Origin of the sequence: Streptomyces sp. NPDC087300 (assembly GCF_044744425.1) — a bacterium.
In the GTDB taxonomy this organism is placed as follows: Bacteria; Actinomycetota; Actinomycetes; order Streptomycetales; family Streptomycetaceae; genus Streptomyces.
This window is the reverse complement of the sequence record NZ_JBIUYI010000005.1, coordinates 601,150-617,745: the sequence shown is the minus strand read 5'-3', so window position 1 is coordinate 617,745 and position 16,596 is coordinate 601,150. Positions and strand designations below refer to the sequence as shown.

Here is a 16,596-nt window from a genome sequence, read left to right as displayed (position 1 = left end):
GAGGACCGAAAGGTCCGCGGTGCGGGCGTCCGGGGCCGGGGCGCAGGGCCGTCGGCCGAGGGGCGCCGTGCGGCCGAGCGGGTGACGGGGCCGTCCGCACCGGGCCGGAGCGCGGGCCGCAGCGTGGGGAGGCGCGCGGAGCCGCGTCCCCGGGTGCGGGTCCCGCTACCCCAATTCACCGGCGTGCGCACCTTCTGCGGTAATACGTCGGGCTTGTTTTAGTGAGGGAGGGCGACCGCCCCGGCGATCCACCCCGGTGATCCACCCCGGTGATCCGCCTCGCACAGGCTTGGGCCCCGCACAGGCTTGTGCCCCGCACGACGACCTGCCCCAGACCTGGACGGCGACGCGACCATGACCATGTCCTCCTTCGGATCCCTCGGCGGCCCCGACCCCTTCTCCGAGCTGCTCAACCGCTTCTTCGGGATGTCCCCCGCCTCCTCGCCGCCACAGGTGCAGCGGGTGCCCATCGGACGGCTGCTCACGGACTCGGCGCGCGAGTTGATCGGCCTGGCCACCACGCGCGCCGCCGACGACGGCAGCGCGGACCTCGACACCGAGCACCTGCTGTGGGCCGCGACCCAGGTCGACCCGGCCAGGAGCCTGCTCGCGCAGGCGGGCGCCGACCCCGACCAGCTGGGCAAGGCGATCGCCGATGCCCTGCCGGGCGCGAGCGAAGTGCCTTCCGCCGAACCGCAGTTGACGCCCGCAGCGAAGCGCGTCCTGATGGCGGCCTTCGAGCGCTCCCAGGCGGCAGGGGTGTCCTACATCGGCCCCGAGCACATCCTCGCCGCGCTGCTCGGCACCCCGGACTCCGGTGCGGCGCGGACGCTCGCCGCGCAGGGCGTGGACGCGGACCGGCTCGGGCACGGCACGGAGGCGGCCGCGCGGGCCGAGGGCACGCCCACCGGCGGCACGAGCACCACGCCGACCTTGGACGAGTACGGCAGGGATCTCACCGAGGAGGCGAAGGCCGGCCGCCTTGACCCGGTGGTCGGCAGGGCCGACGAGATCGAGCAGACCGTGGAGATCCTCTCCCGGCGCTCCAAGAACAACCCCGTACTGATCGGCGAGCCGGGCGTCGGCAAGACCGCGATCGTCGAGGGCCTCGCGCAGCGCATCGTGGCGGGCGAGGTGCCCAGGACGCTGGCGGGCAAGCGGGTCGTCTCGCTCGACCTGTCGGGGCTCGTGGCGGGCGCGCAGTACCGCGGCCAGTTCGAGGAGCGCCTGAAGAAGGTCATCGACGAGGTCAAGGAGGCGTCGGACTCGACGGTCCTCTTCATCGACGAACTGCACACCGTGGTCGGCGCGGGCGCCTCCGGCGAGGGCGCGATGGACGCGGGCAACATGCTCAAACCCGCCCTCGCCCGCGGGGAGTTGCACGTCGTGGGGGCGACCACCATCGACGAGTACCGCAAGTACATCGAGAAGGACGCCGCCCTGGAGCGCCGGTTCCAGCCGGTGCTCATCCCGGAGCCGAGCGTCGAGGAGACCGTGCAGATCCTGGAAGGGCTGCGGGACTCCTACGAGGCCCATCACCAGGTCCGCTACGCCGACGGCGCGCTCACCGCCGCGGCCGAGCTGTCCGACCGCTACGTCTCGGACCGGTTCCTGCCGGACAAGGCCATCGACCTGGTGGACCAGGCGGGCGCGCGCGTCCGGCTGAAGTCGCTGGGCAGGTCCGGCGCCGTCATCGAGCGCGAGGACCGCATCGCCAAGCTGCGCCGGGAGAAGGACGAGGCGGTCGGCGCCGAGGACTTCGAGCGGGCCTCCGGCCTCAAGCGGCAGATCGCGACGGCCGAGAGCGAGCTCGCCGGGGTCGAGGAGCGGCGCGAGGGCGTGATGGAGGTGACCGCGCTCGACATCGCCGAGATCCTGTCCCGGCGCACCGGCATTCCGGTCGCGCAGATGACCGCCAGCGAGAAGGAGAAGCTCCTCAAGCTGGAGGACGCGCTGCACGACCGGGTGGTGGGGCAGGACGAGGCGGTCACCGCGATCTCCCAGGCGGTGCGCCGCAACCGCGCGGGCATGGGCGACCCCGACCGGCCCGTGGGGTCCTTCCTCTTCCTCGGCCCGACCGGCGTCGGCAAGACCGAACTCGCCAAGGCGCTCGCGGAGTTGCTGTTCGGGGACGAGAGCCGCATGGTCCGCTTCGACATGGGCGAGTTCCAGGAGAAGCACACCGTCTCGCGGCTGATCGGCGCCCCGCCCGGATACGTGGGGCACGAGGAGGCCGGGCAACTGACCGAGAAGGTGCGCAGGCAGCCGTACAGCGTGCTGCTCTTCGACGAGGTGGAGAAGGCCCACCCGGACGTCTTCAACACCCTGCTCCAGGTACTCGACGACGGGCGGCTCACCGACGCCCAGGGCCGCACCGTCGACTTCCGCAACTGCGTGATCGTGATGACCTCGAACATCGGCGCCCAGCGCATCCTCGCGCACCAGGGCGACGTCTCCGAGATCAAGGACGACCTCAAGGCCGATCTGCGGGGCTACTTCACCCCTGAGTTCCTCAACCGCATCGACGAGACGATCATCTTCCACGGCCTGGCCGAGGACGATCTGAGCCGCATCCTCGCCCTGCTCCTCAAGCAGTCCGAACGCCGCGTGCGCGCCCAGGGGTTGGAGCTCGAGGTCACCGAGGCGGCCAAGAAGCTCCTGGTCGCGCACGGGCACCAGCCGGAGTTCGGGGCGCGCCCCCTGCGCCGTACGATCCAGACCGAACTGGACAACCGGCTGGCCGAGTTGATCCTCATGGGCGAGGCGGAACCGGGCGACACCATCGTCGCGGACGTCAAGGACGACGCCCTCGTCTGCGCCATCGAGCGGCCCGACGGGGACGGGTCGCCCGAGCGGTCCGATGGGCCCGGGTCTCCCGAGCAGGACGAGGGGCCCGGCGCGCCGGACGGGACCGGGGAGGCCGTCGCCCCATGAGCAGCCCGCACACCGACCCGGTCCTCGCCGCCCTCGACCGGCGCGCCGCCGAGGTGACCGACCAGGTCATCGCCTGGCGCCGCCATCTGCACCGGCACCCCGAGCTGTCGAACCGGGAGGTCGCCACCGCCAAGCTCGTCGCCGACCACCTCGCTTCACTGCGCCTGGACGAGGTCAGGACGGGGATCGCGGGGCACGGCGTGGTCGGTGTGCTGCGCGGCGGCAAGGAGAGCGGCCGCGTCGTCGCGCTGCGGGCCGACACCGACGCACTGCCCGTACCCGACCTGTGCGGCGTCGACTTCGCCTCCGAGGTCGTGGACGAGGACTATCCCGGCGGCCCCTTCCCCGTCTCGCACGCCTGCGGCCACGACGGTCACACCGCGATGCTGCTCGGCGCGGCCACCGTCCTCGCGGGGGTGCGCGAGGAGCTGCCCGGCACGGTCCTGTTCGTCTTCCAGCCCGCGGAGGAGGGGCCGCCCGCCGACGAGCGGGGCGGCGCCCGCGCGATGATCGAGGAGGGGGCGTGCGCGGACCCGGAGCCGACGATGGCGTTCGGCATGCACGTCACGCCGTTCCCCAAGGGGCACGTCGCCTACCGGGCCGGCAACCAGTACGGCGCCTCCTGCATGATCAAGATCGTGCTGACCGGGCAGCAGGTGCACGGCTCCACGCCCTGGCAGGGCATCGACCCGATGCCCGCGGCCGGCGCGATCCAGGTCGGCATCGGCCAGCTCTACCGGCAGATCTCCGCGTTCGACCCGATCACCGTCACGATCGGCCACATCGAGGACGTCGGCCGCTTCAACATCGTCGGCCAGACCATCACGCTCTGGGGCACCATCCACTGCACCGTCGAATCGGACATGAAGGACGTGCAGGGGCGGCTGACGCGGATGGCTGAGCACGTGGCGCAGGCGTACGGGGCCTCGGCGACGGTCGAGTACCTCCAGGACGTCCCCGCCGTACACAATCGCGAGCCCTGGGTGGACGCCGCGCTGCCCACCTTCCGCCGCGTCGTCGGCGAGGACAAGGTGGTCGTCACGGGCGCCACGCTCGGCTACGACGACGTCTCGGAGTTCGTCAACAAGTACGGCGGCCTGTACGTCATGCTGGGCGTCCAGGACGCCGAACTCGACGGGTCCGGCGCGCCCGTCCCCACCCCCGGCGGCCGGGGCCTGGTCGTCAACCACAACCCGCACTTCTACCTCGACGACGACACCCTCGTCACCGGCGTACGCCTGCACGCCCACGTCGCCTACGACCACCTGACCGGCGCCCTCGCGCCGGAGTGAGCCGACGACCGCCTATCCGAGATCGTCCAACTCTCCGCGCGCCCGCCGGACTTCCGCCGACGCCTGGTGGTGGTCGCTGTCCCTGGCGCATCCCTCCGCGCGGTCGAGCAGGGCCGCGGCCCCGGCCGGTTCGGCGTGCATGCGGACGCGGGCGAGGGCGATCAGGGCGAAGGCCAGCGCCGCTTCACCGAAGGGTTCGGCCAACTCGGCAGCGGACCGGGCCAGTTGCTCCGCCTCCGGCCGCTCGCCCCTGCGCAGGTGCAGCTCGGCGAGGTTGGCCCGTTCGAAGGCGGTGGCCGTGGGGCGTCCCGCGCGTTCGGCCAGGGTGAGCGCGCGGCGGCCGTGGCGCAGGGCGTCGTCGAGGCTGCCCGCCCGGCAGGCGTTCTCGCGCAGTACGGACAAGACGTTGGCCAGCAGCGCCGGATCGCCGCAGGCCTCGGCGGGGGCAAGGGCCCGCTCGCCGAGCGCGACCGCCAGGTCAAGCTCGCCCGCGAGGCTGCGGCAGATGGACTGCTGGGCCAGCGCGCGGGCCCGCAGCGCCTGCCCCTCGGCGCCGCGCACGGCGGCGCTCGCCTCCTCGGCCAGGCGCGCCGCCGTCAGCGCCTCGTCGTAAGCGCCCGCGTAGAAGCCGACCATGGCGCGGGCCATGTGGTGCGTGCCGGTCACGGCCGCGGGCGTACGCGAGGTGGGCGCGTGTCGCCTCAGCGTGGCGTGCGCCTGCTCCGACGTGGCGCTGCGGCACAGCACTTCGGCGAGGCGGGCGGCGGTCAGCACGCAGTCGTCACGCTCACCGTGCCGTTCGTAGGAGTCGAGGGCCTCGTGGAGCGTGCGGGCCGCTTCCGCGTAGCGCCCCGAGCGCTCCAGGGACGCGGCCCAGGCGAGTCGCACCCGTGCGGCGTCCTCGGCCTCCCGTTCCATGGCGGACCCGGACCGCTCCCGTGCGACGGAGTGCGGCGTGCGCCGCGCGGCCCGGTGCAGCCGCCGTGTCTCCGGTCCCGGCGTGGCGCCGAGTTCGTCGGCCAAGGCGGCCGCGCACACCTCGTACTGACGGATCGCCCTGCCTCGCAGGCCCTGGCGCAGATACGCCTCGATCAGCACCCGGTGCGCGGCCTCCTCTGCGGGGGCGTCGGCCAGGGCACGGCGGGCGGTGCGGACCGCGCCGTCCAGGTCGTCCGCGCCCAACTGCGCACCAGCGAGGGCGAGTGCGACGCGTCGGGAGAGCTCGCCGAGGCGTTCACGGCAGAGGTCGGCCCAGGGCGCGTAGCGGTCCTCGGGGAGCGGTTCGCCGGTGAACGCGGCCAGGGCTGCGGTGAGTTCGGGCAGGGAGTCCGCCGCGAGCGCGTGCTCGGCGAGCGTCGCCGCGTGGTCGGTGTCGATCCAGACGCACTCGGGCGCCAGGCGGATGAGTGCGCCGTCCCCGATCAGGTAGGCGGAGGCGGCGCGTGGGGCGAGTTCGGGTTCCAGGGCGTGCCGGGCGGTGTGCAGGGCGACGCGCAGGCTCCTGAGGGCGGGGGCGAGTTCGGCGTCGGGCCAGCACGCGGCCATCACGCGCTCGCGGTGCAACTGGTGCCCGGGGGTGACCGCGAGCAGCTTCACCAAGGTGCGGGCGCCGGGCCTCGACCAGCGTTCGACGGTCCGCGCGCCGCCGTCCCTGGCCGTGCGGAAGCCGCCGAGAAGGTGGATGCGGAGGAGCGGCGGAGCCGCCGTCGCCTGCTCCGCGACGCCGTCCGAGTGTGCTGCCGCGCCCCTCACGGTCGGTCACTCTAGCCGCAGCCGCCCGCCGAAGAGGGGCCGTTACAGGGGAGTTACTGGCCGGAAGTCGTCGTCCGTTCCGGCACTTCAGGGGCGCGTCCCGCGAAGATCACGCCAATGTCGTCCGGGCCTCCGAGCGGCCGTGCGCAGCGCGTTGACGGTGTCGAAACCGGTGCTCAGGATGTGTGCGTTCGCCCACCACTCCCCCACGTCCCTCGCCGAAGAGGCCGACGTCCCTCCCTGAGGAGGCAGTGTGAAACGCTCCCGAGTCATCGGTGCCGGTGTCCTGTTTCTGCTCGGCACGACCGCCGCCGTGGCCCAGGCCGCGCAGAGCGGCCCCGACGCGCAGCATCCGACCGCCAAGATCTCCGCCGCCGCGTGGTGCGCCAAGCAGGGCGGCACCCCACAGACCCAGTACCCCTACCGCACGGACCCTGCCACGCAGAAGCTCGTCCGGCTCGGCGGCGAGCGGACGATGTGTGTCTTCAGCGCCGACGACGGCTCCCGGATCGCCGTCGCGGCGGACACCCTGGCCGCCGAGAAGGAGACGCTGGCCCAGCGCGCCTACCAGCGCAAGTTCGCCGACCCCGGCGGCGGCACCGGCAATCCGTCCATCGCCTACTGCCACGCCATCAACGGCACCGCGATGTACGGCCCCGGAAAGCTGGACTCCGGCGGCTGGGGGCCCAAGGGCGCCACGCGGTCGGACCAGGTGATCTCCGGGTGCGTGTTCGGCGACGGCTCGATCATCGACGCGTGGGGCCTGAAGTACCACACGGGCGGCGTCATCCGTGGCGCCGATCTCGCGGAGAAGTTCCGGGCCAAGAGCTCCTGAGCCGCTCCGGGCCGAACGGCCCGTCACCCAGGGACCGTCGGCACTGCCCCGGCGCCTGGGTGACGGCCACCCTTGGACCGCATGCCCCAGTCCACGAACGTCCGCGCAGGCCGCGGGCCGAGCCTGCTCATGCTGCTCGCCGGAGTGCTCGGCACGGTCGCGTCCGCCGAGCTGACCCGTGACCGCATCGCGTCGCTCGCCGATCCGGCGTTCGCCCCCGGCTGCAACATCAACACGGTGCTCAGCTGCGGCGACGTCATGGAGGCCTGGCAGAGCAATGTGTTCGGCATCCCGAACACGCTGTTCGGCATCGCCGGTTTCGCCGCGCTTGCCGCGTTCGGGCTCGCCCTGCTGTCCGGCGCCCGCTTCCCCCGCTGGCTGTGGATGCTCCTCCAGGCGGGCGTGACGGCGGCGTTCGGCTTCGTGGTCTGGCTGATCACCCAGTGCCTGTACGTCATCGGGGCGCTGTGCCCGTGGTGCATGCTCGTCTGGGCGGTCGTCCTGCCCCTCTTCTGGTACGTGACGCTGCACTCCCTGCGCTCGGGCGTGCTGCCCGCGCCCCGGCGGCTCACGGCGACGGTGACCCGGTACGCGTGGCTGGGTCCGGTGCTGATGTACGGGGTCCTCGCCGTACTGATCCTGACCCGCTTCGGCGCGCGGCTGTGGTGAGGGCGGGGGTCTGCACGTCTGTCGCGGAGGCTCCGCGCGGTCAGCCGAAGACCAGCGGCAGGTCCTCCGCCACGCAGAACTCCATGACGGTGATCAGCTGACGGGTGTCGTCCACGCGCCTGCCGACCACGGGGTCGGCCGCGTCACTCCGCCGTTCGTCGGCGATGGCCCGCAGGCGGGGCAGCATGGCCGCGCACTGGTCCGGTGCGAGGTCGGGGCCGTCGTCGTCCGCGTGGTGGAGCAGCGGTTCCAGCGTGGTGGTGACGTCGCTCCACGGGCGGTTCCCGTCGTGGCCGCGCATCTCGGCGAGGACGAAGCCCTCGGCCTGGGCCAGCCACTCCCGGAACATGCGGAAGCCGCTGTAGGACCAGGAGATGTCCGGGCTGGTCACCTCGTCGTCGTTCGGATAGAGGTGAAGCCCCACCCTGTCCCCCTCGTTCGTTCGCGATCGGCGCGCCCGTCGGCGCGCGCCGACGCCAAGGATCATCACGGGGCGCCTCGTCGGCAAACGGAATGATCTTCCTCAGCCGCCGCGGCGATCCAGGCCGGCAAGGACTCTGCGGAGCGCGGCGATGTCGTCCTTGTCCGCCACCTGGTCGCCCGGCTTCAGCTTGACGAGCAGCGTGCCGCCCGGTTCGAGGACCACCAGCTCCGTCTCCTCGACGTGGTCGCCGCCCTGAGTGTGGATGGCGACGTCGAGGACGCCGCGCCGCAGCCCCTGGCGCGTGACCTCACGGTCGTCGTAGCGGCCGTCGCGGGCCAGTACGGTCGGTGTCCCCTCGAAGAGGCGGAAGAGCCAGTCGTAGCGGGCGGCGCAGCGGACCAGGACCGAGTTGGCCGCCATCAGGACGGCGGCGCCGAAGAGCCCGCCGGTGACCGAGTCGTCGGGGCCGATGACGGCGTTCTGCACCACGTTGGAGAGCAGCAGCATGACGACGAGGTCGAAGGTGTTGAGCTGGGCGAGGCCGCGTTTGCCGACGAGGCGCAGCAGCACCACGAGCGCCAAGTAGACGAGAACAGTCCGGAGGGCCTTCTCGCCGTAGCCGATGCCCGACACCACCATGTCATGCCACATTTCGGACACTCTAGGGACGTCGGGGCGCCCGGTGCGGGATCTGGCGGCGGCCGCACCGGCACCGCGTCACGGACGGCCCCCGTCCGCGTGGAACGGCAGCGTCTCGTGGCGCCGCACGTACCGGCCGCCCGCGAAGGTGCCGCCCGCCGCGTCCACCGTGAACCGGGGGAAGCGGGCGAGGAGTTCCTCCAGGACGATGCGCCCCTGGAGACGGGCGGCCGCGGCGCCGAGGCAGTGGTGCGCGCCGTATCCGAAGGCGAGGTGCTGGGGTCCCGTACGGGAGAGGTCGGGTTCGTCGACGCCGGGGCCGAAGGCGCGCGGGTCGCGGTTGGCCGACGCGTAGAGGACCAGCACCTTGCGTCCCGCCGGTGCCGTCGCGCCGTGCAGGGTGAGGTCGGCGGTGAGGGTGCGGGCCAGGCCCTGGACGGGCGAGCCGAGGCGCAGCGACTCCTCGACGGCGGGGGCGACGAGTCCGGGGTCGTCCAGGAGTGCCGCGCGCAGCTCGGGGCGCTCGGTCAGGAGCTGGCCCGCCGTGCCGAGCAGGCCGATGGTCGTGTCGTTGCCACCGGCGATCATCGTGAAAGCGAATCCCAGGATGCGGATCACGGCGTGCGGATCGCCGTCCATCAGGCGGACGAGGTCGGAGACCGTGTCGTCGGCCGGTTCCGCGCGGCGGCGCTCGATCAGCTCGGCGAAGTACCCGAAGAGGTCACCGACCGCCTCGTGCGCGCCGAGCACGTCCCCCGCGCCGCCCGCCTCGACGATGGCGCGCGTCCAGCCGGCGAAGCGCGTCCGGTCGGCCTCGTCGACCCCGAGGTAGTGCGCGACCACGAAGCAGGGCAGCGGCCCGAACAGCTCGGCGACGATGTCGGCACGGCCGCCCGCCGCGTCGATCGCGTCGAGGCGTTCGCGTACGAACGCGCGCACCGCGGGGGCGATGGCCGTCACCCTGCGGGGCGTGAAGCCCTTGGTGAGGAGTTTGCGGAACTCGGTGTGCTCGGGCGGATCGAGCATGACGAGCGGCGGCGCCCCTTCGACGCCTGCCGCCGCCATGTCGTCGTAGGCAGACGTCAGACCGCCGCGCGAGGAGAACAGCCCGGGGTGGCGCAGCGCGTGCACCACGTCGTCGTAGCGCGAGAGGACCCAGTAGTCGCCGTCCTCGGCATGATGCAGCGGGTCGCGGTCGCGCAGCCCGGCGTACATGTCGTAGGGGTCCCGCCATGCCTCGCCGGAGCTCGGCACATAGCGGGCGGCGGACGGCGACAGTGAGGTCATGGCGTCACGGTCGACCGCATCTGACGCACAGTCAAGTCACAGGGGGCGTCTGGCCCGGGTCACGAACTCCCGTACGGCGGCGTCGAGTCGGGCGGCTGTCTCGCGGCCGCTCGTCTTGAGTCCGTGCCGGTTCGCGAGCCAGGTGCCGGTGGAGAAGGTCAGCTGGGTCTCGCCGTGTTCGTCCTGCCAGACGAGCACCTTGGAGGGCAGGTCGATCCCGGCGGTCTGCCGGTCCTGCATCAGCCGGGTGCCGATGGCCGGTCTGCCGAACAGGACGAGCCGGGTGGGGCGGAGCGTCATGTCCGCCTTCTCCGCGTTGGCCTGGTGGTCGATGACGGCGAACACGTGGTGGCCGGCCTCGGTCGCCGCGGTGCGCAGCCGGTCCACCACGGCGTCGACGGTGCCGTGCGCGGGAAGCGTGACGAGCCCCGAGGCCGTCTCGCTGGGCATTGGTTCGTTCACGCGTTTCACCGTAGGTGGCGGCGGCGCGCAGGGGCGGGCGACCCGCCCGGCGAGGGGCCGCCAGGGAGGTGGTCGTGCGTGGCGGACGCCGCGCGCGTGCGGCGCCGCGGCCACACGTTCGGGCGACCCGGCCGCCGGGGACCACCCGCGGACCGGCCCCCCCTGCGCCTGGCGTGCGCGGAGTGACACCCCGAGACCAGCAGCTCGTCCTCCGGATCGGCCACGACGAGATCGTCATCCGCCGCCGCTACGAGGCGGTGAGCATCCTCAACGACGTCCTGATCGCCCTGTGGTTCATCACGGGCAGCGTGATGTTCTTCTCCGCCTCCTGGACGCGCACCGGGACCTGGCGCTTCCTGCTCGGCAGCGTCGAGCTGCTGCTGCGTCCGGCGATCCGGCTGGCGCGCCAGGTGCATCTGCGGCGGCTGCGCGACGGCGTGCCCGCCACCGCCGCGCCGCCGCACGACGACGCCCAGGACTACTGAGCGCCCACGGCTGTTGAGCGCCCTGGACTACCGACCTCCCTGGACTATTGCGCGGGGACGGCGCGCGGCGCGGCCGTCAGTGGTGGAATCCCGGCTGTTCGGGGGCGTGGCCGCCGGGGCCCGACTTCATCAGCCGGTCGACGGCGGCGCCGATGTCGTCGGCGAGCAGCCCGATCTTGTCGTGGCCCGTGCCGTGCCGCACCAGGACCCGCTGGACGACGGTGTCGTCGCGTCCGGCGGGCAGCGGGTAGGCGGGGACCTGCCAGCCGCGCTTGCGGAGCTCGTCGGTCAGGTCGTAGAGGGTGAACCCGGCCGTTCCCGGATCGGTGAGCCGCCAGGAGACGGCGGGCAGTGCGCCACGGCCGTCGTACAGGACGGTGAACGGGCCCATCTTCTCGATCCGTTCCGCGAGCATGTGGGCGGTGGCCGCGCAGGCCTCGTACACCTTGCGGTAGCCGTCGCGGCCGAGGCGCAGCATGTTGTAGTACTGGGCGACGATCTCGCCGCCGGGCCGGGAGAAGTTCAGGGCGAAGGTGGGCAGGTCGCCGCCGAGGTAGTTCACGCGGAAGACCAGGTCCTCGGGTAGCAGCTCGGCCGAGCGCCACACCACCCAGCCGACGCCGAGGGGCGCCATGCCGTACTTGTGCCCCGAGGTGTTGATGGAGGCGACGCGCGGCAGCCGGAAGTCCCAGACGAGTTCGGGGTGGAGGAACGGCGCGAGGAAACCGCCGCTGGCCGCGTCCACGTGCACGGGAACGTCGAGCCCCGTCTCGGCCTGGATGCGGTCGAGTTCGGCGACGATCCGGTCGACCGGTTCGTAGACGCAGGTGAAGGTGACGCCGAGGATGGCGACCACGCCGATGGTGTTCTCGTCGACGTAGTCCTTGAGCTGCTCGGCGCGCATCCCCAACGCGTCGTCGAGGAGCGGGACTTGGCGCAGCTCGACATCGAAGTAGCGGGCGAACTTCTCCCAGCAGACCTGCACGGGTCCCGCGACGATGTTGGGCCGGTCGGTGGGCTTGCCCTCGGCCTCGCGGCGCTTGCGCCAGCGCCATTTGAGGGCGAGGCCGCCGAGCATGCACGCCTCGCTGGAGCCGGTGGTGGAGCAGCCGAGGGTGGTCTCGCCCTCGGGTGAGTTCCACAGGTCGGCGAGCATGTGTACGCAGCGGTTCTCGATCTCGGCCGTCTGCGGGTACTCGTCCTTGTCGATCATGTTCTTGTCGAGGCACTCGTCCATCAGCCGGTGCACCTCGGGCTCCGCCCAGGTGGTGCAGAACGTGGCGAGGTTCTGCGAGGCGTTGCCGTCGAGCGCGAGTTCGTCGTGGATGAGTTCGCGGACGGCGCGGGGGTCGGAGGACGAGCGCGGCATCTTGTACTTGGGCAGGATCTGCTCGCTGATCGGCAGCGCGTAGACGTCGTCGAAGGGGCTGCCGGGCTTGACGGGGTGGGCTGTGGTCCGGTGCAGGGGCATGGGACGGGTTCCTTCCGGGCACGAGGGCGGACGCCGTCATCGTGGGGATCGTCGCGAGCCCGGACGGGGATGTCCACGGCGGCTCCCTGCCTGCTCCCATCGAAGGGAGGAAGTCGCTGCGGCGAATGCACCAGCGCGCCGCACGGACCTCACGCGCCCCGGAATGATCGACGGCATGTGGCTCACCGTGCAGATCGTCGGCTCCCTGCTCGTCCTCGCCGCGTTCGTCGCCGTACAGGCGAACCGGATGCGCACCGATGCCTGGTCCTACCTCTGGCTCAACGCGATCGGCTCACTCCTGATGGCCGTCGACGCGGTCGTGGAGGGCGACTGGGGGTTCCTGCTCCTGGAGGGGACGTGGGCCGTCGTCTCCTTCTGGGGGCTGTTCGCCAAATCGCGGGGGCGGGGGGCTGGGGGGACGGCGACTCACTGATCGGGCGGGGGGCTTCGGCCGTCGGGCGCGGGCTGGGGCCGGCGGCAGGCCTGGGGCGGGGGCGGATCTGGGGCGGGGCCGGGCCTGAGGCTGGGGCCGAGCCTGAGGCTGGGGCCGGGCCTGAGGCTGGGGCCAGACCCGGGACGAGGACCGGATCCGGGACGAGGACCGGACCTGAGGCTGCGCCCGGACCCAGGACGGGGACGGGACCTCACCCCGGAGCCAGCCCCGGCTCGGAGTCACCCCGGCCCGGAGCCACCCCCGGTCCAGAGCCGCCCCCTCCCCAGCTCAGCCAGACGCGCCGGAGACCTTGTGCACCGTCGTGTCGTCCGGCTCCAGGCGTCGCCCGTCCGCGGACCGCACCTCCAAGGGGCGCAACCGCTCCCCCCTCCGCCTGTCGACGAGCTCCGAGTGCGGTTCGCCGGGCTCGAAGAAGTTCCCCTCGCCCCACTGCCGCAGCGCCACGATGACGGGGAAGAGCGCTCTGCCCTTCTCCGTCAGTACGTACTCGCGGTAGGCGCTGCCGTCCGACGCGGGGACGGATGCGAGGACCCCGCCCGCGACCAGGGAACGCAGCCGCGCGGTGAGGATGTTCTTCGCGACGCCGAGGCCGCGCTGGAACTCCCCGAAGCGCCGGCTCCCGTCGAACGCGTCGCGCACGATCAGCAGCGACCACCAGTCGCCGATCGCGTCCACCGACCGGGCGACCGGGCATTCGCTGTCGTCGAACCGCGTCCTGGTCACCATGGCATCCGCCCCTCACTCCCGATGTGGTTGCAACATGCTACCAAGGAAGTTACGGTCTCGACCGGTAGCAAGTTGAAACCAGTTCATGGGAGGGGATGCCAATGGCCGGCAACTGCGAGGCCGTGACGGGACGGACCGAGGAGCCGAGCGGGGAAGGCGACACCGCACGGCACAGTCCGCGCGACCCCGCCTTCGCCCTGTCGCGCGACCCCGTCTTCGCCCTGTCACGCGGCGTCGTCCTGCTCTTCGCCGTGGCCTGCGGCGCCGCGGTGGCGAACGTCTACTTCTCCCAGCCGCTCCTGGTGACCATGGGACACGACCTCGCCATGAGCCCGGCGCTCGTCGGCAGCGTGGTCACCCTCACGCACGTCGGCTACGGCCTCGGCCTCTTCTTCCTCGTACCGCTGGGCGACGTGGCGGACCGCAGACGGCTCGTCGTGGCCCAACTGCTGCTCCTGGTCGGGGCGTTGGCCCTGGTGGCCACCGCGCACACCGCGGCGTTCCTGCTCGCGGGCATGGCCGCGACGGGCCTGCTGGCAGTCGTCACCCAGACCTTGCTGGCCTTCGCGGCATCGCTGGCCCCGGCCGCCGGGCGCGGCCGCGTCGTCGGCCAGGTCACCAGCGGCGTGGTCATCGGCATCCTGCTCGCCCGCACCGTGTCCGGCGCCCTCGCCGACCTCGCGGGCTGGCGCGCCGTCTACCTGGCGTCGGCCGCGCTCACCACGCTGCTCGCCCTGGTCCTGCACCGGGTCCTGCCGCACCGCGCCGACGCCCCGCCCACCACGTCCCTGCGCTACGGACAGCTCCTGCGCTCCACGCTCACCCTCTTCGCAAAGGAACGGCTGCTGCGGCTCCGCGCCCTGTTCGGTCTGCTGATCTTCGCCTCCTTCAGCACGCTGTGGAGCAGCGTCGCGCTGCCGCTGAGTGAGGCCCCGTACTCCTTCTCGCACACCGCGATCGGGGCGCTCGGCCTCATCGGTGTCGCGGGCGCGCTGGCCGCGAGCGCGGCGGGCCGCCTCAACGACCGGGGGCTCTCGCAGCGGACCACCGGTATCGCCCTCGCGCTGCTCGCCCTCTCATGGCTGCCGCTGGCCTTCACCCGCGACTCGCTCTGGGCCCTGTTCCTCGGGGTGATCCTGCTCGACCTCGCGGTGCAGGCCGTCCACGTCACCAACCAGACCCTGATCTACGCGCTGCACCCGGACGCGGGCAGCCGGATCATCGGCGGCTACATGGTCTTCTACTCGCTCGGCAGCGCCACCGGCGCCATCGCCGCGACCTCCCTCTACACGGCGGAGGGCTGGGGCGCGGTCTGCGCACTCGGCGCCGGGTTCAGCTGCGTCGCGCTCGCGCTGTGGGCGTTCACCCGCCACGGCTCGCCGAGCGGCACGCCGGGTTCAGCCGCGGCCGAGCCGGGACACGTCTAGGGTCTTTCGTTTGGATCAGGCCGGGCTCGCGGGGTCTGGCACGCCCTCCCCCAAGCTCTCGGCTTCGCTCGAGCAGGGAGGTGCCCCCTCCGGCGTTGTCGTCGGTTGCCAACGCTCCGCGTTGCCGCCCTCCTCCGCCTTGCGATCGCACGCACCAGACCCCGCTCCCTGATCCGGCCTGATCCAAACGAAAGACCCAAGGCGTACGGCACGGGAGGGGACCGGGCCGCGCGGGCCGCCGGGCACGATCCAGTAGGTGCCCGTGGCGCCGCGGCCCGGGAAGTCCTGGGTCAGTACGGCCAGTTCGTCGCAGCCGTCGCCGTCCAGGTCGGCGAGGGCCAGGCCGCTGCCGAAGGAGTCGCGGGCACGGTCGTCCTTCGCCCTGCCGGCCATGCCCACGTCCCTGCGGTCGAATGTGTGAGCGGCCTGCTCGGCGAGGCCGTGCGCGCCGCCGAGGAAGACGGCGACGGTACCGGCGCGGTGGTACTGATCGCGGTGGTCGGAGACCACGAGGTCGTCGCGGCCGTCACCGTTCACGTCGCCCACCGCCTTGCCGTCGCTCCTGATCGTGTCCGTCGGGGCGCGGCCGCTGCCCGGCCCCTGGGCGCCTCCGTAGTAGACCTGTTCCTCGTCGATCAGGTCCGTCCGGCCGTTGCCGCCGAAGTCGCCGGTGAGACGGGTCGTCAGTGAGGCCGCCGACGACGCCAGGGGGTTCGGGACGCCGCCGCCGGTCTCCGGGTCGTAGTGGGTGTTCCTGCCGTGGCCGAGCGCTTTCAGACCGCCCGTACGCGAGACCGAACGGTCGGTGCCGACGTGGTGGTAGGAGACGTCCACGAAGTACTCCGGATAGCTCTCGTCCGGGACGGCCTCGCCGGCCTCGCGGAACCCGGAGGTGACGAACTCGGTGCGGCCGTCGCCGTCGAAGTCGCCCGCCGTGAACGCGTCCGTGCGGACCGTGCCGCGCCGGGTGATGTCGGCGTAGCGGCGCTCCTGCGGCTCGCCGTCCCGGGTGAAGGGGCCGAAGTCGACGGCCACGCAGCGCACTTCGTTCCTCGCGTCCTTCGACGCCTTGTACGGTCCCGACACGAGGTCGGTCGCCCCGTCGCCGTCGAAGTCGCCCGAGTCGACGTGCCGCACCGCGGAGTCCGACAGCGCGGTGGGCCTGCCGCTCACCCCGCCGGGAGCGCCCCACACGATCTGCTCCTTGTGGTGGGGCGGACCGTTCTCCGACACGTCGTGCGGAGCGTCGTAGAGGATGTCGGCCCGGCCGTCGTCGTCCCAGTCGCCGGTGATTGCCGAGAGGCCGTGCTCGCCGGCCTCGGCGTCCTTGAGGCCCGGCACCTCGTCGGTCAGCGAGACCTGCCGGCCCGCCGCCGCGCCGCCCGGGGCCCCGAGCAGCAGGGCCTGGTGACGCACCAGGGCCGAGCCCGGCTTCTGGTAGGCGCCCGCGAGGAGCAGGTCGTGCCGGCCGTCCCCGTCGAAGTCGTCGCGGTTCGGCGACTTGGGCTTCTCCCCCGGCTTCTCCCCCGGGTCCTTGTCCGGCTTCTCGTCCGGCTTCCTCTCCGGGGCGGAGGCGGCCGGGGTGTGGGGGACGGACGTGGCGCAGCGGCCGAGGGCGTCGTGCCGCCACTCGTCGTCGCCACCGCCCGAGCAGCCCGCGGCGAGCAGCACGATGCCGCACACGAGCGCGGGGACGCGACCCCGACGGCGACGATTCCTGCGACGCACATGACCCATGA

15 protein-coding genes are annotated in these 16,596 nt (G+C 72.6%); 7 read left to right on the top strand and 8 right to left on the bottom strand.

Annotated elements, in window-relative coordinates; translation table 11 throughout:
* Nucleotides 1–354 precede the first annotated feature (354 nt).
* Together ACIO9J_RS22995 and ACIO9J_RS22990 are read left to right on the top strand one after the other, a co-directional pair.
* Complete coding sequence (locus ACIO9J_RS22995; protein ID WP_402002511.1) at nucleotides 355–2,934, top strand: ATP-dependent Clp protease ATP-binding subunit; 2,580 nt, start codon at nucleotides 355–357, stop codon at nucleotides 2,932–2,934.
* The gene (locus tag ACIO9J_RS22990) at nucleotides 2,931–4,226 is read left to right on the top strand and encodes a M20 family metallopeptidase (RefSeq protein WP_402002508.1); all 1,296 of its coding nucleotides are present in this window, start codon (nucleotides 2,931–2,933) and stop codon (nucleotides 4,224–4,226) included. Before ACIO9J_RS22995 ends, ACIO9J_RS22990 begins: the two co-directional genes overlap by 4 nt.
* A 12-nt stretch (nucleotides 4,227–4,238) precedes the next feature.
* On the opposite strand, the gene ACIO9J_RS22985 is transcribed toward ACIO9J_RS22990, so the two are convergent.
* On the bottom strand, nucleotides 4,239–5,978 hold the full coding sequence (locus ACIO9J_RS22985; RefSeq protein ID WP_402002505.1) for a BTAD domain-containing putative transcriptional regulator: 1,740 nt from the start codon (nucleotides 5,976–5,978) through the stop codon (nucleotides 4,239–4,241).
* 253 nt (nucleotides 5,979–6,231) lie between these two features.
* Between ACIO9J_RS22985 and ACIO9J_RS22980 the strand changes: the two genes are divergently transcribed.
* Nucleotides 6,232–6,813, top strand: a complete 582-nt coding sequence (locus tag ACIO9J_RS22980; protein WP_402002502.1) for a hypothetical protein — start codon at nucleotides 6,232–6,234, stop codon at nucleotides 6,811–6,813.
* Between the two features lie 81 nt (nucleotides 6,814–6,894).
* A complete protein-coding gene (locus tag ACIO9J_RS22975) occupies nucleotides 6,895–7,482 on the top strand; it encodes a vitamin K epoxide reductase family protein (protein ID WP_402002499.1) in 588 nt (195 codons plus the stop codon).
* Nucleotides 7,483–7,522: 40 nt separating this feature from the next.
* Here ACIO9J_RS22975 and ACIO9J_RS22970 read toward each other — a convergent pair whose 3' ends face one another.
* The 4 genes from ACIO9J_RS22970 to ACIO9J_RS22955 all read right to left on the bottom strand — a co-directional run bounded on the left by ACIO9J_RS22970 (nucleotide 7,523) and on the right by ACIO9J_RS22955 (nucleotide 10,294).
* Nucleotides 7,523–7,906 (bottom strand): hypothetical protein, encoded by a 384-nt coding sequence (locus ACIO9J_RS22970; RefSeq protein ID WP_402002496.1) that lies wholly within the window; start codon nucleotides 7,904–7,906, stop codon nucleotides 7,523–7,525.
* Between the two features lie 99 nt (nucleotides 7,907–8,005).
* Nucleotides 8,006–8,557: a DUF421 domain-containing protein gene (locus tag ACIO9J_RS22965; protein WP_402002493.1), complete on the bottom strand. Its 552-nt coding sequence runs from the start codon at nucleotides 8,555–8,557 to the stop codon at nucleotides 8,006–8,008.
* A 66-nt stretch (nucleotides 8,558–8,623) separates the two neighbouring features.
* The gene (locus ACIO9J_RS22960; RefSeq protein WP_402002490.1) at nucleotides 8,624–9,832 is read right to left on the bottom strand and encodes a cytochrome P450; all 1,209 of its coding nucleotides are present in this window, start codon (nucleotides 9,830–9,832) and stop codon (nucleotides 8,624–8,626) included.
* A gap of 36 nt (nucleotides 9,833–9,868) precedes the next feature.
* Nucleotides 9,869–10,294 (bottom strand): DUF302 domain-containing protein, encoded by a 426-nt coding sequence (locus ACIO9J_RS22955; protein WP_402002487.1) that lies wholly within the window; start codon nucleotides 10,292–10,294, stop codon nucleotides 9,869–9,871.
* 182 nt (nucleotides 10,295–10,476) lie between these two features.
* Between ACIO9J_RS22955 and ACIO9J_RS22950 the strand changes: the two genes are divergently transcribed.
* Entirely contained in the window at nucleotides 10,477–10,779 is a 303-nt protein-coding gene (locus ACIO9J_RS22950) for a YrhK family protein (RefSeq protein WP_402002480.1), read from the top strand.
* A 76-nt stretch (nucleotides 10,780–10,855) separates the two neighbouring features.
* On the opposite strand, the gene ACIO9J_RS22945 is transcribed toward ACIO9J_RS22950, so the two are convergent.
* Complete coding sequence (locus ACIO9J_RS22945) at nucleotides 10,856–12,250, bottom strand: glutamate decarboxylase (RefSeq protein WP_402002477.1); 1,395 nt, start codon at nucleotides 12,248–12,250, stop codon at nucleotides 10,856–10,858.
* Nucleotides 12,251–12,413: 163 nt separating this feature from the next.
* Here ACIO9J_RS22945 and ACIO9J_RS22940 point away from each other — a divergent pair, with 163 nt between their 5' ends.
* Complete coding sequence (locus ACIO9J_RS22940) at nucleotides 12,414–12,683, top strand: hypothetical protein (RefSeq protein ID WP_402002474.1); 270 nt, start codon at nucleotides 12,414–12,416, stop codon at nucleotides 12,681–12,683.
* 288 nt (nucleotides 12,684–12,971) lie between these two features.
* Here ACIO9J_RS22940 and ACIO9J_RS22935 read toward each other — a convergent pair whose 3' ends face one another.
* A complete protein-coding gene (locus ACIO9J_RS22935) occupies nucleotides 12,972–13,430 on the bottom strand; it encodes a winged helix-turn-helix transcriptional regulator (protein ID WP_402002471.1) in 459 nt (152 codons plus the stop codon).
* A gap of 95 nt (nucleotides 13,431–13,525) precedes the next feature.
* On the opposite strand from ACIO9J_RS22935, the gene ACIO9J_RS22930 reads away from it, so the two are divergent.
* Complete coding sequence (locus tag ACIO9J_RS22930) at nucleotides 13,526–14,857, top strand: MFS transporter (RefSeq protein WP_402002468.1); 1,332 nt, start codon at nucleotides 13,526–13,528, stop codon at nucleotides 14,855–14,857.
* 15 nt (nucleotides 14,858–14,872) lie between these two features.
* On the opposite strand, the gene ACIO9J_RS22925 is transcribed toward ACIO9J_RS22930, so the two are convergent.
* Nucleotides 14,873–16,594, bottom strand: a complete 1,722-nt coding sequence (locus ACIO9J_RS22925; protein ID WP_402002465.1) for an FG-GAP repeat protein — start codon at nucleotides 16,592–16,594, stop codon at nucleotides 14,873–14,875.
* Nucleotides 16,595–16,596: the final 2 nt, after the last annotated feature.